At 44.1% G+C, this 21139-nt stretch carries 15 protein-coding genes and 1 pseudogene; 5 read left to right on the top strand and 11 right to left on the bottom strand.

Annotated elements, in window-relative coordinates; translation table 11 throughout:
• Positions 1 to 43: 43 nt before the first annotated feature.
• From GVY04_16145 to GVY04_16155, 3 genes are all read right to left on the bottom strand, one after another.
• Positions 44 to 1006 (bottom strand): iron dicitrate transport regulator FecR, encoded by a 963-nt coding sequence (locus tag GVY04_16145; protein ID NBD17602.1) that lies wholly within the window; start codon positions 1004 to 1006, stop codon positions 44 to 46.
• 100 nt (positions 1007 to 1106) lie between these two features.
• Positions 1107 to 2273 (bottom strand): DUF1822 family protein, encoded by a 1167-nt coding sequence (locus GVY04_16150; GenBank protein ID NBD17603.1) that lies wholly within the window; start codon positions 2271 to 2273, stop codon positions 1107 to 1109.
• Between the two features lie 100 nt (positions 2274 to 2373).
• The gene (locus GVY04_16155; protein NBD17604.1) at positions 2374 to 3585 is read right to left on the bottom strand and encodes a sigma-70 family RNA polymerase sigma factor; all 1212 of its coding nucleotides are present in this window, start codon (positions 3583 to 3585) and stop codon (positions 2374 to 2376) included.
• Positions 3586 to 4130: 545 nt separating this feature from the next.
• Between GVY04_16155 and GVY04_16160 the strand changes: the two genes are divergently transcribed.
• Positions 4131 to 5048, top strand: coding sequence for a DUF3365 domain-containing protein (locus tag GVY04_16160; GenBank protein NBD17605.1), 918 nt, complete (start codon positions 4131 to 4133; stop codon positions 5046 to 5048).
• 37 nt (positions 5049 to 5085) lie between these two features.
• Here GVY04_16160 and GVY04_16165 read toward each other — a convergent pair whose 3' ends face one another.
• The 4 genes from GVY04_16165 to GVY04_16180 all read right to left on the bottom strand — a co-directional run bounded on the left by GVY04_16165 (position 5086) and on the right by GVY04_16180 (position 10313).
• Positions 5086 to 6336: a protein kinase gene (locus GVY04_16165; GenBank protein ID NBD17606.1), complete on the bottom strand. Its 1251-nt coding sequence runs from the start codon at positions 6334 to 6336 to the stop codon at positions 5086 to 5088.
• 18 nt (positions 6337 to 6354) lie between these two features.
• A complete protein-coding gene (locus tag GVY04_16170) occupies positions 6355 to 6555 on the bottom strand; it encodes a hypothetical protein (GenBank protein NBD17607.1) in 201 nt (66 codons plus the stop codon).
• A gap of 446 nt (positions 6556 to 7001) precedes the next feature.
• A complete protein-coding gene (locus GVY04_16175; GenBank protein NBD17608.1) occupies positions 7002 to 7874 on the bottom strand; it encodes a PhnD/SsuA/transferrin family substrate-binding protein in 873 nt (290 codons plus the stop codon).
• A gap of 12 nt (positions 7875 to 7886) precedes the next feature.
• On the bottom strand, positions 7887 to 10313 hold the full coding sequence (locus tag GVY04_16180; GenBank protein ID NBD17609.1) for an ATP-binding cassette domain-containing protein: 2427 nt from the start codon (positions 10311 to 10313) through the stop codon (positions 7887 to 7889).
• Between the two features lie 358 nt (positions 10314 to 10671).
• Between GVY04_16180 and GVY04_16185 the strand changes: the two genes are divergently transcribed.
• The 4 genes from GVY04_16185 (at position 10672) to GVY04_16200 (ending at position 18053) form a co-directional block, all read left to right on the top strand.
• Complete coding sequence (locus tag GVY04_16185; protein ID NBD17610.1) at positions 10672 to 11163, top strand: hypothetical protein; 492 nt, start codon at positions 10672 to 10674, stop codon at positions 11161 to 11163.
• 36 nt (positions 11164 to 11199) lie between these two features.
• Positions 11200 to 12006: a pentapeptide repeat-containing protein gene (locus GVY04_16190; protein ID NBD17611.1), complete on the top strand. Its 807-nt coding sequence runs from the start codon at positions 11200 to 11202 to the stop codon at positions 12004 to 12006.
• Positions 12007 to 12119: 113 nt separating this feature from the next.
• Positions 12120 to 12737, top strand: coding sequence for a superoxide dismutase family protein (locus GVY04_16195; GenBank protein ID NBD17612.1), 618 nt, complete (start codon positions 12120 to 12122; stop codon positions 12735 to 12737).
• Positions 12738 to 12806: 69 nt separating this feature from the next.
• Complete coding sequence (locus GVY04_16200; protein ID NBD17613.1) at positions 12807 to 18053, top strand: hypothetical protein; 5247 nt, start codon at positions 12807 to 12809, stop codon at positions 18051 to 18053.
• Between the two features lie 34 nt (positions 18054 to 18087).
• Here the strand turns inward: GVY04_16200 and GVY04_16205 are convergent, their stop codons facing one another.
• The 4 genes and pseudogenes from GVY04_16205 to GVY04_16220 all read right to left on the bottom strand — a co-directional run bounded on the left by GVY04_16205 (position 18088) and on the right by GVY04_16220 (position 21109).
• Positions 18088 to 19776, bottom strand: a complete 1689-nt coding sequence (locus GVY04_16205; protein NBD17614.1) for an ABC transporter permease subunit — start codon at positions 19774 to 19776, stop codon at positions 18088 to 18090.
• Between the two features lie 334 nt (positions 19777 to 20110).
• Positions 20111 to 20483: pseudogene (locus GVY04_16210) on the bottom strand (DUF86 domain-containing protein).
• The gene (locus GVY04_16215) at positions 20476 to 20775 is read right to left on the bottom strand and encodes a nucleotidyltransferase (protein NBD17615.1); all 300 of its coding nucleotides are present in this window, start codon (positions 20773 to 20775) and stop codon (positions 20476 to 20478) included. The pseudogene GVY04_16210 and the gene GVY04_16215 overlap by 8 nt, the downstream one beginning before the upstream one ends.
• Positions 20776 to 20815: 40 nt before the next feature.
• A complete protein-coding gene (locus GVY04_16220; protein ID NBD17616.1) occupies positions 20816 to 21109 on the bottom strand; it encodes a hypothetical protein in 294 nt (97 codons plus the stop codon).
• Between the last annotated feature and the right edge of the window lie 30 nt (positions 21110 to 21139).

Here is a 21139-nt window from a genome sequence, read left to right on the forward strand (position 1 = left end):
TTCGCTTGACACTCCTTAGGTTTTCGAGTAGAAAAACCAAACTTTAATTGACCGCTTTGGGGATGACAGTTTCATCCGATTGGCTTGTGCAATAGTTTTCCAGCCATGCTAAACCTGTTAAAGAGCGAACAGGCGTAACAAAAATGTCACTTTCTGGCAAGTTGAGAGTAATTTCCTCTGCTGGTACAGTCGTTGGCCACAGCCACTGCAGCAAGGGGGATGCTTGAATTGCATTGACATTCAAACCACATAAGTTTTTTAACCAAGCCGTTTGGTTGCTTAAAGGAGCCAGTGCTTCTTCTCGAACGGCATTAAGAGTAACTTGTACCTCGGGTGCTTCTTGAGCGACTAAATTTTCTTGCCCCATTCCCAGCCCTGCTGCTAGTTCAATGCTGTCATAGAACATGGGCAGAATAAAGTATTCCACTACTCCAACAACACCATTGATAATCGAAACAAATTGACCGGCTCTCAGTTCAACAACCACATTACCTTCCTGATCCATCACTTTCACGGGACCTGTAGGACTATTCGTGAGCACCCCAACTAGGGAAGCATTGCGAGTCGTATCATGTTGAATAAAAAGTGCTGTCCCCTCAGAAACAATCGTCGCTTGGGGAGTGGTCATTGTACTCGTTCCCATTCCAGGGCGAATCATCACTAAAGCGGCTCCCCTCACTAACTCAAAACGGCGTTTTCCCGGTGGGAACCGAAACGTTGTTCTTTCTCCTGTGCGGACTAAGGTGCCTTCATTAAACAGGAGTTGGGCTTGTGAGCGAGCAGCCGTTCGCACCGCATCTCTAGGAGCCAAAATATCTCCAACTGTTGCTGAAGTCCAAACGCCTTGATTTTGCCGTTCTAATTCAACTTGATTTTGTTTTTTATAAATTTCAGCGCGCGTTAACACCGATTGTGCTACCGCAGGAGAAAGCCAGAAACTTGTTAATAAGAGTCCATTGACTAGGGCGTGAGGAAAAAGATATTTGAAAGCTGCCATCTTCTTCATAGAGGATCATTTTGCTCTATCTTGGCAGAATTTATCATTTTTTAGTAACTTAAATCATTTTAATCGAATGAATTTGAATTCAATCACTGGCCTCAATCAATTAGAAACGTAGAATTTCTCGGTCGTAATAATCAGGAGTGGGTTCTATTTCCCAAACCAATCCCTCGCCAGGTTCTAGCGCCACTTCTAGGGTTAGTTGATCAACGGCTGTCTCAGCCGTTACTTCATTGCCTGGAAAAGGCTCAAGTTCTTCTGTGAGCAATCTGAGTTTAAATCCAGATGGAATGCGTCCACCAGGAGCTAAACTGCGGAGTTCGATACACCATGCTGAAGAGACACGGTTATTAAGGGGAAAAAGCTGTAGTTGGTAAGGCTGGTTGGCAACGGTTAGCTCCCGGACAAAGGCAGAGGTAACTGTCTCTGACGTTTCTCCTCGAGCAGACGCTAAGCTGGGTTGAAAATTGACTCGTTGCCATCCCAGCTGCTGCGCTAGTCTAGAAACCCCCGTTTCTAACCACTGGAGGATAGAGTATTGTTCAGGGATTCCTCGACGTTTCTCAGCGAGTCGCTGTCTCCACCCTCCATGTTCAAGTAATGCGCCCCAGAGGGTAAACGGAACGGCTAAACGAGGTGGCACAATTGAAGGAGTCCCTAGCCGCTGTAATAGTTGTTCCGCTTGGGTGGAAGAAATGGCGGGTAAGGGTGTAATTGCAGCTTTTGTTTGTTCTTCAGGACAAAGTTTGCGAGCGATCCAAAGCACATTGAGATCTGAAATCAATTCTTCTTCACTGAGGAGATAGGATCGACTGCCAGCATCATACGCTGCGACTGTTTTAAGCCGTTGATGAGTGGTATATCCCCAAACTCTAATTAACTGTTCGTCCGGGTTAATCTGAACTGCAAGATAATAATCAGCAACCCAGCCTGGAATATCTACCCACTCTTGAGGAACTTCTAATTCGCTCAAGTCAACTGCTTCACTCGGAATTAGGACAATCCGGGAATGCTTAAAGCTAATCGCTACACCATTGACAACTTCCCAGAAACTAGAGAGAGCTGAAGAATGGGGCCAAGGTTCTGCTTTAGGATCTTGCTCTTGTTTTAGCCAGGGCAAAAAGGTTTGAAGACAAAGCTGGTTAAGATAAGAATTCCAGCGACTAGTAGCAGTTGCTGCGGACTGGCTTTCCTGCCAAGCAGAGGTTTGAATATCTGGAGATATGGCTAAAGTGAGCTCAGTGGGATTAGATAAGATTGAGTCAAAAGTCATCATAGATTTTCCTTTATGAGTCTAGAGAAAATAAGTTAAATTATTGGTTTAATGTCAATCCAATATTTTGGATATTTGAATGTAAGAACTGTCCAAGTGATTAGGACTCGCTTGTTTCAGTTAGCGGCTCACGATAATAACTGACCAGCCATTCTTCTAAGAGAGCACTTGTTGATTTAAGTACGTCTGATGTCAAAGAAATATGTAAAGTTTCTTGGCTCCACTGAGCCAGCGTTTGCAGCAGAAATTCCCTGACCTTAGTTAAACGTCGCGAAACGGTGTATTGCTTAATGCCCAATTGCTGAGCAATATTTTTTTGAGAAAGTTGTTCGGCATAATACAGGACTAACAGTTGTTGACTTTCTGAAGTTAGCTCAGTTATGGCTGCTGTTAAGACTTGCTGAACTTGAGTCTGTTGACTGATGCGTTTCTCGGTTTCTTCCTCAACAATGAGTTCAGTCAGTAACGAATCTTCCCCTTCTCCGGCTAAAGTGTCAACAAGCTCTCTCTCTTGGCCTGGTTTCGGAGTATTAATTGAAGTTACAGTGGGATAAAAATAGGCGCGAGCTGCTTTAGCACAGGCGAGGAGCCACTGTTCCATTTGTTCAGAACTCGCATCTGCTCCCGGAGACGGAAGAGATTGGTAACGCTGGCTATTGTAGAGCTCAGCAATCGTCTCCCAGGTTTCTGGGGTAGGTTTGGCTAGCTTACGAGTTGAACTCGCTTGAGTGGGAACATAGACCGTCTTAAAACAATTCCAAGCGAGAAGATAGCGGTGCATCTCAAAGGTTAGTCCCGCATTTTGGAGCGCTTCGGTAAGGCGCTTCTGACTAATTTTACGCAGTAATCCCCAGTCGGAGCAGATATCGATTTCTTGACGCTGTCGGAGAAACACGCGAATTTGATTATGAAAGGCTGAGCTAGCATAACTTTTCAACTTAAAGCCTTGATTGGGATCAAACCCTTTCAAAATTTTATCCATGCTCGCGATCGCGGCTTGAAAACGATCCGAAAGAGAATACTGAGTACTGCTAAAGTCAGTGACGGTTCTGTGAGCTGCCCAATAGCAAACTTCTTGCAGATAGGCAGATAGATGTCCTCTTGCCAAACTAGCGCGATCGCGTTGCCAAAATTTATACCAATAAAGCGCCCAAAAATGATCAGAATTTGCACTGTTTCCCATGGAACTTTGAGAAAGACAGCACCTCATACTCTGACGTAGGCGCGAATCAGTCACCCAACCGCTAAAACGATCAAGATCGAACTGAATAAAAGTTGAAAATTTTTCAATGATGTCTTGGCGAGGAAGCATAAATTGGCAAATTCCAAGCTATTAAACTTTGTAAAGTATTCTTGATTCCCCTTTTTGCATTACGGCCGACAGAATACAACCTCAAGTTCTGATCAATATTGGATTGTGCTATCTCAATCATAGCGATTTAGAATTAGAAAAAAGGGGCGCGATGACAGGCTAATCTAGAAATTTAGAACTGATTACTGATTGTCAGTTCAAGAAAGTAAAAAAGAAAATTGTTTTTCTTTTTCACGCTTTGGGAAATGTCTAAGATCATCTTCTCCTGTCACACAACCTTTAATTGTACATCAAGTGATCATCAGCTAAAAACCTTAATATTTCATAGTTATTTGAGTGACAAAAATCTTTTTCATATGTGATCAATAGTCATATCATCAGGAAACAGTAGTGTTTGTTTCTAAATAATAGGGGTCAAGCAAAACTTTATAATTAATCTTCACTTAAAACAATAGTAGACTGTGCGATAATTTCCCAAAGGACAAAGATACTTAGGTGTGTGAAATTAAAAAGCAAGGCTAAATCAATCTTAAACAATTTTGGCTATGTTTAAAAATCTTAGACTGAGACAAAAACTGACGCTTTTACTATTTCTGATTTTTATTGGTGGCTTATCTGTTGTTGGTATCGCTCTCAATATTGTTCTGGAGCGAAATGCAGAGCAAGAAATTGCTGCCAAGGGTCTGATTTTAATGGAAACCATGAACTCAGTTCGGAACTATACAAGCAATCAAATTCAGCCAGAATTAGTCCACAGACTAGAAGAGAAATTTTTGCCCGAAACAATTCCTGCTTATTCCGCACGAGAAGTTTTTGAAGGATTACGACAAAATTCAGACTATCGGGATTTCTTTTACAAAGAGGCAACGCTTAATCCCACAAATCTTAGAGATAAAGCGGATAGTTTTGAGACTGAGCTTGTCGAAACGTTTAGGAATAATGAAGAAACAAAAGAGCTACGAGGATTTCGTTCGACTCCTAGTGGCGATCTTTTTTACATCGCTCGTCCACTCACCGTTTCTCGGCCAAGCTGTCTGGAGTGTCATGGTACGGTTAGCGATGCACCAAAAAGCATGGTTGAACGTTATGGCAGTGTCAACGGCTATGGATGGAAACTCAATGAAATCATTGCCGCTCAGATGATGTCCGTTCCGGCAGATACAGTAATTACTCAAGCTCGCCAATCCTTATTTTTAATTTTAGGAATCGTCTCCGCTATCTTTGTTGCCATTATCTTTCTACTGAATATTTTCCTCCATCAAACAATTACACAACCTTTGAAGCACATTGCGCAGATGGCTGATCAAGTGAGTAAAGGGAATATGGCAATTGAGTTTGAACGATCAACTAATAATGATGAGATCGGTAATTTAAGTAAAGCATTTCAGCGGATGAAAATAAGTTTAGAGATGGCAATGAAGCGACTCAACCGTTCCCATCCGAGTAGAGGCAAGCAGGAATAAACGTCAAAATTTGACTCAGGTTCGACACCATTTCGATTCAAGAAAAAATGCGCTCTTTAAATTCACGAGCCTCCCGAAAATCGGGGATTTCTGCAGCTAAGATTTCAACTAATTCTTGCGGAGACCTTGGCAAAGATTGTTCCATTGCCTCTTCTATAACCAATTCTGCCATTGGTCCAATAAAATAGGCTAACTCTCTCTGACAAAGTTCTACAAATTCAGGATCAAGTGGATTCGGCGGCAGTGGTTCAGCTTCAAACTCCACTCCTTGTGCTTCGATAGCTGGCGAAGAACTGATGATGGTTGTTTCTGATGGAGGAGGCGGAGGGACTTCTACCGAAGACTGGGGAGAGTCAAGGTTGGGTTGGCTAATGGCAGTACTGATTCCTCCTGCTTCGGTTTGTTCTAATTGCTGTAAATCGGCTAGAACATCTTGAGCGACCCGATAGCGATATTGAGGCTGGTCCGCTAACAACTGATCCAGAATTTGAGCAAAAGCATCGCTAATTTCGCAGTAGGAACGCCATTGCCATTCTAAGGAATATTGATCGAGGAGTAAAGTGGGATTTTTTCCAGTCAAAAGAACAACTGCAGTAACACCCAAAGCATAAAGATCGCTACTGGGTGAACAGTGACCCATACTAATTTGCTCACGGGGGGCGTAACCAATTTTGCCAACAAAAGATATTTTCCCGACAAATGAACCAGAATCTCTGTGATCATCCTCTTTTAAATCAATTTGCTCCGGATTAATCACTTGTTTTCCCACACCAAAATCAATTAATAGTGGTAATTCATGATCGTTAGGAAGCATGACATTATCTGGAGAAATGTCGCGGTGAATAATGCCACATTCGTGAATATATTTCAAAACTGATAGTAGACTTTTTAGCCACTGAACGATCTCAGCTTCCGAAAAGGATTGACCCTGTTTCTGACGTTCTTGTAGGAGCTCGGAATAGGTTTTCCCGTTAACATACTCCTGTACAATAAATAACTGATCTCGTCCTTCAAAGCAAGCTAAAAATTTGGGAATTTGAGGATGCTTAATTTGATGCAGAATTTTTGCTTCTCTTCTAAACAAGTCACGAGATTTTTGCAGCTCATATTCTCCTGTGCCACTCGGGGCAAATTCTTTGAGAACGCAAGGTTCATTAAAACGATGAGTATCAAGTGTTAAGTAAGTTCGACCGAGACCACCCTGCCCTAGAACCTTTTGGATCAAGTAGCGATCATTGATTAGAGTCCCAAAGGGAATTTCGTCACTTCTTACTTTTGATGATGACATCTCATCAAGGCTCCCCGCTTAATAATGAGCAAATTCTCCTAATAATTTTCTTGAATAATAATCATCTAAGGAGTTAGTAATTTTTTGAATTTGAGCACCAAACCTTTGTTTAGGTTGATGATCACAACAAGCAAAGGCAGGGGTCAAATCAGCAATTGCTTCTAGAATAATTTTAGCTAAATTTTCTTTTAAACTAAGGGAATGAAAAGGAAGAATCACAATTGCGACTCCAAATAAACAATAAAGACTCAACAAAAGTTCAGTTTCAATTTCACTTTTTGAGAGTTGATTGCTGGTCAGAGTTAGATGCCGGATCTCTTTGCTGTCAGACAGTTTGAGTCTTTAACCGATTCTTGGCTCTGAACATTCCTTGCTGTAAAGGATTGCAACTAAAGCTCTCACTTGACTTTAATTCGTATTTTGGGTTGACTGCTTTGCTATAGAAAAATGGTTCTTGACTAATTGATTAAGTTGTAGCTAAGTTAAACGATGACATAGCACCTTCAAACAATGAGTGTATATTTTGGATCCAGCCCTAGCAAGGCTTCGTGAATACACCCAAAATTTTAGCGACTTTACTAAATACTTTGGTTGAGTATACCTAAAATTGTGTCAAAACTTTTCAAACTTTGTCAAGCTATGTCAAGCCCCTATGTGACAATCTGTTACTCAGAGTCTTTAGTGATTAATATGGCTGGTGTTTCTTGAACCTGCGTTTCCAGAGGTCGCACTTTCTCCACTAACTCAATAAAGTGTTCGTAGTCGGGAACTTCAGTCGTGGGAACATAGCCAGCGTCTCCAATCAGACTTGAAGGCGCATTCTTCATCACTTCAATGATATGTTCTTGCCGATTGCGCTCTAGTGTGGGTCCAAGGAGGACGACGCCAGAGGGAATCCAACGGCTTTGATGCAAAATGCGAAAATCTGTTGACTGAAATTCCTGACTATATTGCTCAAAGTCTCCTTCAGATAAAGCTCCAGCGTCTACTTGCTCTTGGCTAAGCCATTCCAAAATTGTTTTTGGGGTCGGAGCCAAGCGGACCTCTGCTAGGGTTAAACCATATAGATCATAGAGGGGGAGATAATAGCCCGCAGCTGAACCGGGGTTTCCTAAGGCAACAATTTTGTTAGAAAGATCAACAAGACTTTGAGCAGAACTCGCTTGGGGGACAACAATAACAGAGCGTTCGAGGCTACTAATTCTTTCTAAGGAAAAAATAGGAATATAAAGTTCCTGACCCATTGCAATGGCCGCTAAACCGGGAGGGGCAAATACAATTGACCAATTATTCCGCTGAATTTGTTCCAAAGCTTGCAATTCATTGTAAGCGGGTTCTAATTCAACGACGCTATTGGTTTGTTCGGCTAAATACTCTTGTAAGGGTCTGTACCGCTCAACAGATACTGTTCCTCTCTCATAACTCACGACGCCGATTGTCAGCTTATTCGGATTAACGGTTTCCTTGGAGCGGCATCCGACCAGTACAAAGCTGATTAATAAGAAAAAATGGATGAGGAGTAAGGGGCGTGACACCATAGGGTTAATCCGCTAAAAAATATCCTTACGTTTTTGCAAACACAGGGTAACTAATAAGTAGATTACTGTAAATAGGCAAAGAATCCCCCAATTTAACATCAGATTCTCCCACGTTGCGTCGTAGGTAGAAGAGGGTTCAAAAAGCATCGGCAAGGAATTACCGGCACTTGAGGGAACCATTTGATTGAGATCGGCTAGCACGCCGTAGGCTGCTACTGACCAGCGACTTAGCATCAGCCATGACAGAGGACGGGCAACTCCCTCTAAATCAAATAGTACTCCAGAAAAGATGATTTGGGGAATCATGACCAGAGGAAGAATTCCATTCCCCTGGTTTTCGCTCTTAACTAAAGCTGAGAGCATCAGGCTTAAGCTGGTGCTAGCGACTAAAGTAAGAAAAGTGGTAATTCCGACCCCCATCCACCAAGGAATCAGCTCAGATTGGGGCGCACCAAAACCAATGAGAATGGCTAAGACAATCAGAAAGCTTTGCAGCAAGGCAATGCCAGTCCGAATTAGAAACTTAGATCCTAAATAAGGCAATAACCCCAAATTCAGCAGTCGTTCTCGGCAGTAGATGGCTGATTCTTTGACGATTTCTCCAATGGAGTTAGACAATCCGAGCCAAATCGCGATACAGCTAAAAACAAATAGTAACCGGAGTGCTAGGGGTGCCTGTGTAGCTGTTGGCGAATCGACGTACTTGAGAGGGGCCTCTCCCTCAAGACATAACGCAGTTAAAGCAATGGTAATCGGACCCGAGAGTAACGTAAAACTGACACTAGCGAGATCGCGCCTCACCAACTGATAATAGCGTTGGCTTAGTAGCAGCAGTTGCTTGAGGGGAGATGAAGTATGAGATGACGAATCACTGATCAACTGTTGCTCTTTGCCAGGACTCAGGGAAGCTTTGATATAACTTTTATATTTGTCAGAAACGTAATATTGCTTTGCCCACTCATCAACAATCGCTTGGTTTTCTACTTCGGTGCTCCCTTGTTCCAGCTTGAGATAAATATCTGCAAAGTACTTGAAGTCTAATGAAGGCATTTCAAAAAATTCGAGGGCTTCTTGAGGCGGTCCAAAGTAGCAAAGTTTCCCCCCTCGTCCGAGAAAAGCAATGCGATCACACACTGCAATGTTGGCTGTGGCATGGGTAATTAAGATGATTGTCCGCTCTTGATCCGCTAAGTCTCTAAGCAATTTCATCATCTCTTTGTCCAGTCCTGGATCAAGACCAGAGGTGGGTTCATCGAGAAAGAAAAGCTTGGGATCAACCAGTAATTCCACAGCAATACTAACCCGTTTGCGTTGCCCGCCACTGAGGTAACGCACAAAATTGGTTCTTACGTGATTCAGCTTGACTTGTTCAAGTGTATCATTGACAACTTGCTCAATATTGGTATCTGGGGGCAATCGTAGCTGACAAGCATAGGTCAAGACTTCCTCAACTGTAAGGTCAAGATGAACGATATCATCTTGAGGAACATAGCCAATTTGCGAGCGATAGATCCCCCAATGTTGTCGCAAATTATCCCCATTGAGCAGGACATTGCCAGAGTTGGTGGGTTCGATGCCCAGTAAAGCTTTCATGAGAGTTGATTTCCCCGCTCCGCTCCCTCCCACTAACGCAACGAGCTGCCCGGGTTCAATGGCCAGAGAAATATCATTGAGGATTGTCTTTTTTCCGGCTTTTTGATCCGGAACTTCTCGGCAGAGATGGTGGGCATCGAGACGAATATGATGTCCAGTATTGAGAAGCTCAAGGGTTTCCCGTCGATAGAGAAGCGTAAACGGACCAATTTGGATGATATTTCCACTGCTAAGGGAGATTGGTTTGTCTAAACGTTTACCATCAACAAATGTCCCGTTGGTACTGAGATCTTTTAAGATGTGTCCGCCTTGATGGTTGGGATAAATTGTGGCGTGGAGTCGGGAAACGGTCGGTGAATCCAACTGCATCGAGGCATAACGATCGGGACTGGGAAAGCGACCGATTTCTACTGGCCAATCCTTTAGCCCTCGTAAAATTAAATGGCGCTTTTGGGGAATGACGAGGTGACTGTCAATGGGATTGAAGTAGGTTAAGAGGACTTGGTTACGGGGGTCTTGGCCAATTTCTAACTGAGCCCCATGCGTGAGCAAATACCCTTGGGAGAGATTAATACGGGTGTGCTCAATAAAGAGGCCATTGCGACTGGGATGAGCGCGATCGCCATCATAAATGCGATAATTTTCTCCTTCTTTTTTTAAGACTGCCTGCCGTCGAGAAAGGACATTCCAGCCAGTCTCGGGAATCTCTAAATCTGACCAATGATGATCCCGCCCTAACCGATAAACATCTTTGTCAAGATCAAATCGCAGTGTTTTCCCCCGATTGCTAAGTTCTAAGAAGGGCTGAGAGCTAATCAGAGTAGCTTGAGCAAAACTATCAGTCATGAGAAACGTCTAAACATAAGCTCTTACTTTTATCCCTCTCTCAAGAAACAAGATACATGAGTCAATGCAGTTTTTCCCGTCCGAAAATAGCAGACAAGTTTGTATATACATAGGGCTTTTTCTGGTAATAAAATTGCCAAATTTTATTATTTTTTCTGGAAGTTTGCGATTATTGTGTCATGAATAGAGAGTCAAATCAACTCTGTCCTGTTATTTTGCCAGCTAAATGCCTCCCCAGTCTACTTCTTGCTGTTTTTTACATTTAACCCACTGACATGAACGTGCATAAACTGACAACAATCAACGTACTAAGTTAATGAAACCAGCTAACCCTAAGCAAAAGTGCAAGGTATGAACTATGTTGTGGACTAAAACGACTTCCCGAATTATTATTGGCACCTTACTTGGCGCATTTACCATTGGTATTTCCACGAATCAAGCGGCTGCACTAACCCCACTCGACTTGATTAAACTTCCTCTTAATGCTGTCAATGGGGAGAGTCCAAAACCACTACCGAATCGCAATATTGATGTTTTTAAAGAAAATGTCAATGGCAACAATTTAAATGTATGTGTTTCTCCCGCTCCTTGTAGTGTACCGACCCCTACCCCTGGTGTTGTACCATCTCAACCCATTCCTTCTCCTCAAGGCTCGGTTCGTCAAGCCCCAACACGTCAATCGATTTCACCATCGCCTCAGGGTTCGGTTCGTCAAGCCCCAACACGTCAATCGATTTCACCATCGCCTCAGGGTTCGGTTCGTCAATCCTCAAACACTCAACCTCAAACGAAGCCTTCTCAAGGGTCCCCTGGTCCTATTTTAACTATTCCGCCTATAAAATTGTTCTAGCATCTGAGTTAGAGCATAAGTAACCCTCCCTCGAACATGAGAAAAACAGTCCAGCGCACCATTATCCGTCTTTTTATTGCCATCCTCGGAACAATTGTGTTGATTGGACTTATTCTCTTGATTGAAGCAGCTTTTGGTGGTGAAAAGAGCTGCCCGCCACCAGAGTCTTGGTTACTTTGTCGGATTAGACACTCTGTTCTGTTGAATGTTGTCGAAGGCTTTAGTATTCTCGTGGCTTTAATTCTCTTTTTTTTGGAAGCGCCTGAGCGAGCCAAGCAAGCCCATTATGAAGCCTGGAAAGTCATTGATGCTGCTCATGGCGTCGAAACCAGTTATGCCCGTTTGCAAGCTCTGCAAGATCTCAATGAAGATCAAGTGAGTCTAACGAGGTTAGATGCGTCTGGCGCAGATTTAAAGGGAATTAATCTCAAAGCAGCAGAACTAAGTCATGCTCAGTTATCAGGAACTGACCTCAGTCATGCGAACCTCAGTCACACAAATCTTAGTCATGCTGATCTCGTTGGTGCCAACCTTAACAATGCTGAGTTAGACGATGCTCGTTTGATTGATGTGAACTTGAGTCATGCCCAACTGATTGATGCTGACTTAATTGGTACGGAAATGATTGGAGCCAATCTCACCCATGCACATCTAGTTGGTGCCAATTTGAGTAAAGCGTATCTCGGTGATGTTGATTTTAGCAAGGCTTGTTTACGTGATGCCAACTTAAACCAAACTAAATTTTTTGGAGCGAGAAATTTGACTCCAGAACAAGTAAAAGTAGCAAAAAATTGGCACGAGGCTATCTATGATGAAGGATTGCGACGACAACTAGGGCTTTAAAGGCTTTTAGCCTTTGAAAAATGCATAACTGAAAGTCAATGTAACTTACATAAAAGAGATTGGCTTTTTTAATTGATTTCTGACTTAAAGTTAAGTGCGAGGTATTTTTTCTAATGCAATTTTCCAAAAAAATTAAGCAATTGATCGGATTAACTGTATTGAGTACAGTCGTAGTTATCGCAACTTCTGCCGTTGCTTCCCCGTTTTCTCCATCAATTTTAGGTAATTTTTTCCCTTCACTCCACTCTTCAAATTCAACTCAAATTGGTTATGCTTCGATTCAAGGGACATCCAATCATCCTGAACTGTCAGGAAAAATATTACTACACGAAACGAGTGCCGGACTACGGTTGATTGGTATGTTAAAGAATGTTCCTCCTGGAGCTCACGGCTTCCATATTCATGAGTTTGGGAGCTGTGCAGACGATGGTCAAGCCGCTGGGGGTCACTATAATCCTGATGGGGTTAAACATGGCAATTTGCTTACTGACGGCTTTGAAGGAGCTCATGCTGGAGATTTAGGTAATGTTGTTGCCTCGAATGGCACAGCTAGCTGGAAGGAAACTTTTCCTGGGCTCAGCTTGAGTAGCGGTAACTATCCTGTTGTTGGACGTGCAGTTATTCTACATGCAGATCCAGACGATTTTGGCCAGCCAACCGGGAATGCAGGCGCACGTATCGGATGCGGTACGATTACACTTAGACCAGCCTCGCTAGAGCAGACAAAATAAAAATTTGGCTACAGCCATTCCGGGAAGTAGATTCTCCAAATCTTGATTTTTAATTAATTATTTAAAACAATGTGTCCAGTTGCTTTAAACCCTTTGCGCAATACCCCTCTAGGGGCAGGTCAGGCTAAATTATGGCTGTTCTTAGTTGGAGTTAATTATTATCAAGATTCTAGCCTGCCTTCATTGCAGTATCCAGCTTTAGATTGCCAGGGCTTAGCTGAAGCACTGATTGAGGCAGCTCAGCTTTTTCCCCAGAAGGAAGTTCTGATTCATCATGATTTTGCGGCTCAGCTCCCGAATTTAAAGTCAATTCGCAGTAGCTTAGAGCAGGTTACAGCAGCCGCTCACCCTCAGGATACTGTACTATTCTACTTTTCTGGACATGGTGTATTAGAGCCTGATCGCCAACAAGCTGTTTTATGCTTAACCGATACTGATAAAGAAGCTCTATTAGATACAGGACTGCCCCTACAAAAACTACTAGAGTATTTAGGAAATTGCCCGGCTCGTCAACAACTCGTTTGGCTAGACGCTTGCCATAGCGGAGGTATGACCCTTAGAGGAGCGAGAGGACAATGGGATACAGAATCCCTAATCAATCCAACTTCACAACTGGTTGAAGTCTTGCGACAAAGAGCGGCGCAAAGTCACGGCTTTTATGCTCTGCTGTCCTGCGATCAAACCCAGCAGTCTTGGGAATTTCCGGAGTTAGGACATGGCGTGTTTACCTACTATTTAATGCGAGGATTACGAGGGGAAGCTGCAGATGCTGAAGGGGTAATTGAAGCAGATGGACTGTATCAGTATGTTTATTATCAAACACTGCGTTATATTGATAAAACCAATCAGCAAATTCGTTTAATTAATCAGCAAAGAAGTAGTCGTGGAGAAAACCAACTCCAATCTGAGTATCCTTTACAAACGCCAAAACGAATTGTAGAAGGTATTGGTAAGGTAATTTTAGGTCTTGGGTCACAAACTGATACTCCTCAGTCTCCGCGACGGGCACTTGTGGTCGAAGGATTGCCGAATCATCAAACGAGTTTAACTTTAAGTAAAGTATTACAAGGGTCAGGAAGCTTTGCCTTAGAGTATTGGCCTTCTCCTGGGCGAAAGCTATCAGATGTCCGAGTAGCAATTGAAAGTTGTTTAGGAGTGAATCAACACTCTTCTCCTAAACAATCCTTATCGGGTAGCCCGACTGAGAAAACAACAGTTTTACTCTATCTACGGGGGCGGATTGAAGAAACGGAAGCCGGAGAAGCCTGGTTAATTCTTGGAGATGGAGTCCGCCTCAGTCGCTCTTGGCTTAGACAAGCTCTGCGACGCTCAAGTATGTCGCAGCAGATTGTTGTCCTCGATTGCCCAGAAGCCCCTGCTCTTGATGATTGGGTAGATGACCTCCAGCTTAACTCAGAAAGAGGCCAGTGTCTAATCGCTGCGGCTGCAACCGCAAATGACCCAGAACAGTTTGCTCGGGCACTATTAAAGTCTTTACAGGAGGCAGATCCGCAAGTGGGTCTTCCTGTTGCTTCCTGGATTGCCCAACTGCAAGTAGAACTAGCAGAAACTCAAATCTCACCCCAAATCTGGCTTTCAGGAATCCAAGGGGTGATCGATGTTGTGCCTGCCAGCACCAACAAGGGCAACACAAGTTCAGAGACAGTGGATCTGGGAATTTGTCCTTATATGGGACTGAAAGCGTTTGCTGAAGAGGATGCTCAATATTTTCATGGGCGTGAAGCCCTAACACAAAGGCTAATTGAGGAATTTCGCCATTCTGCTTTAGCGGTTGTTGGTGCCTCTGGTAGTGGTAAATCTTCAGTGGTGCAAGCAGGCTTGATTCCTCAGTTACGGCAAGGTAAGCAACTACCTGGTAGCGAACAGTGGTGGATTGGTTGTTTTCGTCCCGGTAGTAAACCGATCGCGTCGTTAAGTCACCGCTTAGTTGATCCGGGGACAGAAAAAGAAAAAGCTTATCAGCAACTCCAAATTGAAGGCTTGCTCTATCAAGGCGTAGAAGGCTTTGTCCGCTGGTTACGCGCCCGCCCAGAGCCGATGGTGGTTTTGGTTGTTGACCAATTTGAAGAGTTATTTACCTTAAGTGATTTCCCAGACCGCCAGCAATTCTTAGAATTGCTACTTGGTGCAGTGGCACATGCAGGGGATCGGTTTAAACTCGTCTTGTGTTTAAGAGCCGATTTTGTTGCTCCCTGTTTAGAGGTCTCTGAACTCGCTACAATTCTGCAGCAGGCAAGTGTTTTAGTTTCCCCCTATTTAACTAAAGAAGATTACGAGCAGGCGATTACCAAACCAGCCGAGCAAGTCGGTTTACAAGTAGAAACTGGCTTAGTGGAAGTTTTGCTACAAGAGTTGAATCATTCTGCTGGGGATTTACCCTTGCTGCAATTTATCCTTGAGCAATTGTGGGAACGTCGCCAATCCGGAAGGCTAACCTTGCAGGCTTATCAGCAGCTGGGCGGTCTCAAAGGCGCTTTAGAGCGACAGGCACAAGCAGTTTACGAAAGTTTAGACTCAGAGGCTCAAAGTTGTGCCCGCTGGATCTTTCTTGCTTTGACACATTTAGGAGAAGGGACAGAAGATACACGTCGCCGGGTTCCTAAGTCAGAACTAGCCGTTACTAAGTATCCAGCGCCCTTAGTGGAGAGAACATTGCAAAGCCTGACTGCTGCTAAACTCATCATCATGAATTGGGAAGAGGAAGTTTCGGTTGGGCAAAGCCGCAGCGCTGTTCCTGAATCAGACGATCAATGGCCAGATTCGCTTGCGCCAGAAGTGACCGTCGAAGTAGTCCATGAAATCCTCATTCGTCACTGGTCAACCCTACGCTGGTGGTTAGACGAAAATCGGGCTCGCTTACGATTACAACGACAGCTAGAGCAATCAGCGCGACTTTGGCAGCAAAGCGGACAGCAAGCTGATTTCCTCCTGCGCGGTGTTCGCTTAGCCGAGGCAGAGGAGTTATATATTAAGTACACCGATGAACTGTCGGAATCTGTACAGCAATTTGTAGAAGCAGGTCTCGAAGCTCGACACAATGAACAACAGCAAGCCCAGAACCGTTTGCGCCGTGCTCAAGCTGCCGCAATGCTCATCAGCTTTTTGGGGTTAACTGCCCTCAGCTTAGGGGGGTTAGCCTATCGTCAACAATTGATTGCCCAAATTGAGAAAATTGACGCCTTTAGTGCCTCCTCGGAAGCGCTGTTGTTTTCTAACCAGCAACTGGAATCCTTGATTGCCGGAGTCAAAGCTGGACAACAGCTCAAACAAATGAATCCACTGGCACAAACACTGCTGGGTCGCGATCGCTGGATGCAAACTCAGATGAGAACAACCAGTACCCTCCAGCAAGCCGTTTATGGGACGCAAGAAATTAATCGCTTAGAACACCATAACCAAACCGTTAATGCGGTTCGCTTTAGTCCCGATGGTCAGTTACTTGCTTCAGCTAGTGATGACAATACGATCGGGCTTTGGCGGCGGGATGGTACCTTACTCGAGACTCTCAAGCCTGATCAGCCTCGCCCTAGTTCGGTTGATAGTCGCGTGACTAGTGTTGCCTTTAGTCAAAACGGTCAATTTTTAGCATCTGCTAACTCCAATCAAACCATTCAGTTGTGGCAGCTTGATGGTCCTAATCAGACCCAGGTCTTGGCTGGAAAAACCTGGAGTGGACATGACGATTGGGTAACCGATATTAGCTTCAGTCCGAAGGGTCAATTATTTGCCTCTGCGAGTCGCGATCAAACGGTGAAACTTTGGAATTTAGACGGAACTTTAGTTGCAACTTTATCAGGACATGACGGTTGGGTGAATGCGGTTCGTTTCAGCCCTGACGGAGAAACTTTAGCCTCAGCCGGAGAAGATAACCAAATTAGAATTTGGCAGTTGAATCGCACAACCGGGAAAGTCAGTTTATCTAAAACCTTAAGCGGACATCGCGATCGCGTGACCCAGATTGCCTTTAGTCCAGATGGTGAAAGTCTGGTCTCAGCTAGTGGCGATGGTACAGTGAGAGTTTGGAATTTAGGAACCGGAACCGCTCAAGTTTTTGCGGATAATAACCCGAGTCGTCAAATTAACAGTGTTGAGTTTAGTTCTGATGGTCAGACAGTGGTTTCAGCGAATGCCAATGGTCGCATCAATGTCTGGAACCGCGAGGGTCTTTTACTTAAAACCTGGACTGGACATCATACTGAAATTTTAGATCTTGATTTGAGTCCCGAGGGCACCCTTCTTGCCTCTGCTAGTGCTGACAAAACGATTAAACTCTGGGATACCGAAAACGCAATCCCACACTGGGATGATGGAGTATACAGTGTTCGTTTCAGACCCGTTGATCGCTCTGCGAGCGTATTGGCAGCAGCCGGTTGGGATGAGACAATCAAGCTTTGGCAGCCCAATCAAGAGGCTGGCACGTTATTCAAAACGCTTCCGGGTCACCAGTCTACCATTTCGGATCTTGCCTTTACTTCCAATGGGGAAATGCTGGCTTCAGCGAGTTGGGATCAAAGTATCAAGCTTTGGCAAGTGGACAATGGGATTTTACTAACCACCCTCAATGGGCATAAGGATGGCGTTACCAGCGTCGCCTTCACTTCAACAGACAACCCTCAAGGTCAGATTCTTGCCTCTGGCAGTGAAGATAAAACGATCAAACTCTGGCAAGTTAGTAACGACCAGGCTCAACTATTGCGAACGCTCAGTGGACATGAGGATGGAATTACCAGTCTTGCTTTTCGTCCCGATGGTCGCTTATTAGCCTCCGGGAGTTACGACAAGAGCATCAAACTGTGGCAACCCAACGGCACACTACTGAAAACCCTCAACCAACACGGACTGGCCATTACTACGGTTAAATTTAGTCCCGATGGAAAAAAACTGGCTTCTGCAAGTTGGGATAATACAATCCAGCTTTGGCAAGTTAAAGAACAAGGTAATACCGTTCAAGTTAAGCAATTACAAACCCTCTCTGGTCATCAAGGCGGAGTTACGAGTATAGAGTTTAGTCCCGATGGAAGATTTTTAGCATCTAGTAGTGCAGACGCCACGGTTAAACTTTGGAGTGTCAGCCAGGGTGTTTTACTGAAGACTTTGCTGGGACATAACGTCCCGGTTGAGAGTGTTAGTTTTAGTCCTGACAGTCAAGCTTTAGTGAGTGGGGATGAAACAAATGGGCTCATGCTCTGGAATTTGGATTTAGATGATCTGTTAGAGCGAAGTTGTCATCGCTTGTCTAACTACCTCCAAACCAATCCCAATTTAGACGAGCAAGCGCGTCAGTTGTGTCAGTAGAAGCCAGAAAGTTGGCTTTCAATCTGAACCTGATTTACCGTTTTTCTTCTGGGGTTAGATTCCGAGATTGGGCAATTTTGAAACTCAAGAAAATCACCGGAATAATGCCAACCAGAATAATGGTTAATGCGGGTGCGGCGGCTTCAATTAACCGTTCATCAGAGGCATATTGATACACTTGAACAGCGAGGGTATCAAAATTGAAAGGACGAATCAGTAAGGTGGCTGGGAGTTCCTTCATCACATCGACAAAGACTAACATGACGGCCGTTAAAATTCCTCCCCACATTAACGGCGTATGAACGTGCAACAAGGTACTGCTTACATTATGTCCTAAACTTCTCGACGCCTCATCCAAACTAGGTTTAATTTTCTGTAAACTGGATTCTACCGCATTAAAAGAAACCGCAAGAAAGCGCACAAGATAGGCAAAAATCAAGGCGACAATCGTTCCACTGAGGATTAATCCTGGCGAGACATCAAATGTCGCTCGCATCCAGTTATCAATGGCTTTATCGAGGCGCGTCACCGGGATTAACACCCCGACAGCAATGACAGTTCCGGGAATGGCGTAACCCATAGCGGAGATACGAACACCAACATTGAGTAACCAGGATTTACCTTGACGTTGTCCGTAAGCTAAAAAGAGCGCGATCGCGCTGGCTAATAGGGCACTAATCACCGCTAAAATCAGGCTATTTTGAGCAATATCCCAAAAACTTTGATTCAGAGTATGTTCCGCATTAGCAAACGTTAAATAGACCAGATAAATCCCAGGAACCATAAATCCGAAAGCAATGGGAAACAGGCAAGCTAAAATTGCCAAAAAAGCGCGGCTTCCAGACAGTTGGTGTTTCGGTGGGGCTTGAAAACTCCCGCCGGCTTGATAATAGCGGGCTTGGCTACGAGATAAACGTTCCAGGAGAATTAAAACGGCAATAAATAGCATTAATACCGCTGCCAGTTGCGCTGCTGCTAGGCGTTCGCCCATGCCAAACCACGTGCGATAAATTCCGGTCGTAAAGGTAGTCACCCCAAAATATTGCACGGTGCCAAAATCCCCCAAGGTTTCCATTAAAACTAAGGCGACTCCCGACGCGATCGCGGGACGGGCTAAGGGTAGGGCAACGGTAAAGAAACTGCGCCAGGGATTACACCCCAGACACCGACTGGCTTCTAACATTCCGGTGGCTTGTTCGAGAAACGCTACCCGCACCAGCAGATAAACATAGGGGTATAAAACCAAAATCAGCATCGCGATCGCGCCCCAAATGTTGCGAATCTCGGGGAACCAGTAATCATTCACACTCACCCAGCCAAAAACAGATCGCAGTGCAGTTTGAACGGGACCAAAAAAGTCCAGGAGATGCGTATAGGTATAAGCCAAGAGATACGCTGGCGCAGCGAGGGGGAGTAATAACGCCCATTCTAGAATCCGACTTCCCGGAAAGCGACACATGGTCACTAACCAAGCGGTTCCCACCCCAATGAGAGAAACCCCTAAACCGACACCAACCATCAGTGTAAAAGAGTTTTGGAGATATTCTGGCAGCACTGTCGTTGCTAAATGTTGCCAAATCTCTCCGGTTTCTGCGAAGACACTGGCAACAATGAAGAGAATCGGGGTAGCAATTAAGAGTGCAACCAGTAACACACCCACTGTCCAAGGATTGAACAGCGCTTGACGAACTTGTTGGCGAGTTTGGGAAATCACAGAGAACACAGGCAAAGTTTCCGAGATTAAAATGACGGTTCATTGCCAGTTTAGCAAGGGAGACTGAAAGACTAGGCTTAAAAGTTATGAAGCAATTTATGAAAATGGAAAATTAAAATAGCTTCAATGAAGAACCACCGATCAAGTCAGCACGAATGAATGATTGATTGTATAGCGCTCAAGATTTTTATTGATCGCATTATCATAGCAACAGCTTTAGAGTGTCATTCTGAGTTAGCAAGTATTGATATAGCAATTTTTTAATTAAACGAGAAGTCTTTGGTTTCTCTCCCCTGGCTTATCTCAAAGTGTTGCGAGTGCGCGCCTCATAATAATTATAATGTCAGGCTAGGTCATGGCGAATCTTTTTAATCGCTTGCTTCAAAATAACAATGTCACTCGCGCAAATTTTATAGACCTCATCCGGGTCAATATCAAATATAGTCATGGGCCAGGATGTTTCTAATCCCTTTAACATCTGACCAGGGAATTTCTGGATACTGATTATCCAAATTATTGTTCCTTAGCCGATCAATTCGTCTAATATTTTCACTGATAGCAATCAGCATCATGGCAATGCCATCGAGTCGATCTAACCCTTCATCATCAACAATAAAATCATCTGCTTTTTGAATACCGCTAAAGCGTCGTTCGATTCGACGGATCGCCTCTTCTACTTCCAGGACTAGTTCTAGAAGGAGAGACCGATCAGACATAGATGACATTTCGATCAATTTGAGCTTTGAGGTAGGGGTTCATAGAAGTTCGATAACGAATAACGTCTACCTCTATACCCAATATTTGCTCGAGTTCAGCTTTAAGCCTAGCTCGTTTCAGCAGGTCCGGCTGCATATGGACAACGATATCAATATCACTATTGGGACGGACTTCGTTTCGGGCAACTGAGCCAAAAATACCAATCTGGCTAACCGCAAACCGCTCAGCCAAATCAGGTTTAAGAGCCTGTAACTGTTCCATCAGTTCATTTTTGGTGAGCTTAATGGTCATAGATAATTGCTCCAGGCTATGGTTTCTCTTTTCAAATGTGCTACTGATCTATATCTACAATATCGCGCTCATGAAGAATCGCATCCATAATTGCTGCGAAATCAGGATCATTACTGAATGTACCAGCAAATGGCATCCAGCTTGGTTCCAAAGTGGGTAACGGCACATCCCAAGCCACAGTTTCGATATACTTTAATCGTTTTAAAAAAGTGGCTTGCAGCTGAGAAATGGCAGCTTCTCGGGTTTCGGCTTCCACCCGCCAATGGGGAAATTCTAAAATAGAGGCAGCAACCTGCCCTGAGGTAAGCGTTTCTAGCAAGAGAGTGAGTGTCATTTGATAGAAAATCTACGACTTAGGATAAGA

Source organism: Cyanobacteria bacterium GSL.Bin1 (assembly GCA_009909085.1).
Lineage (GTDB): Bacteria > Cyanobacteriota > Cyanobacteriia > Cyanobacteriales > Rubidibacteraceae > Halothece.

What these genes read in the sequence shown, in the direction of transcription:
- GVY04_16150 (NBD17603.1), bottom strand. Translation starts at nt 2,273, where the DNA reads ATGACTTTTGACTCAATCTTATCTAATCCCACTGAGCTCACTTTAGCC.
- GVY04_16145 (NBD17602.1), bottom strand. Translation starts at nt 1,006, where the DNA reads ATGAAGAAGATGGCAGCTTTCAAATATCTTTTTCCTCACGCCCTAGTC.
- GVY04_16200 (NBD17613.1), top strand. Translation starts at nt 12,807, where the DNA reads ATGTGTCCAGTTGCTTTAAACCCTTTGCGCAATACCCCTCTAGGGGCA.
- GVY04_16220 (NBD17616.1), bottom strand. Translation starts at nt 21,109, where the DNA reads ATGACACTCACTCTCTTGCTAGAAACGCTTACCTCAGGGCAGGTTGCT.
- GVY04_16195 (NBD17612.1), top strand. Translation starts at nt 12,120, where the DNA reads ATGCAATTTTCCAAAAAAATTAAGCAATTGATCGGATTAACTGTATTG.
- GVY04_16190 (NBD17611.1), top strand. Translation starts at nt 11,200, where the DNA reads ATGAGAAAAACAGTCCAGCGCACCATTATCCGTCTTTTTATTGCCATC.
- GVY04_16180 (NBD17609.1), bottom strand. Translation starts at nt 10,313, where the DNA reads ATGACTGATAGTTTTGCTCAAGCTACTCTGATTAGCTCTCAGCCCTTC.
- GVY04_16215 (NBD17615.1), bottom strand. Translation starts at nt 20,775, where the DNA reads ATGACCATTAAGCTCACCAAAAATGAACTGATGGAACAGTTACAGGCT.
- GVY04_16160 (NBD17605.1), top strand. Translation starts at nt 4,131, where the DNA reads ATGTTTAAAAATCTTAGACTGAGACAAAAACTGACGCTTTTACTATTT.
- GVY04_16165 (NBD17606.1), bottom strand. Translation starts at nt 6,336, where the DNA reads ATGTCATCATCAAAAGTAAGAAGTGACGAAATTCCCTTTGGGACTCTA.
- GVY04_16155 (NBD17604.1), bottom strand. Translation starts at nt 3,585, where the DNA reads ATGCTTCCTCGCCAAGACATCATTGAAAAATTTTCAACTTTTATTCAG.
- GVY04_16175 (NBD17608.1), bottom strand. Translation starts at nt 7,874, where the DNA reads ATGGTGTCACGCCCCTTACTCCTCATCCATTTTTTCTTATTAATCAGC.
- GVY04_16185 (NBD17610.1), top strand. Translation starts at nt 10,672, where the DNA reads ATGTTGTGGACTAAAACGACTTCCCGAATTATTATTGGCACCTTACTT.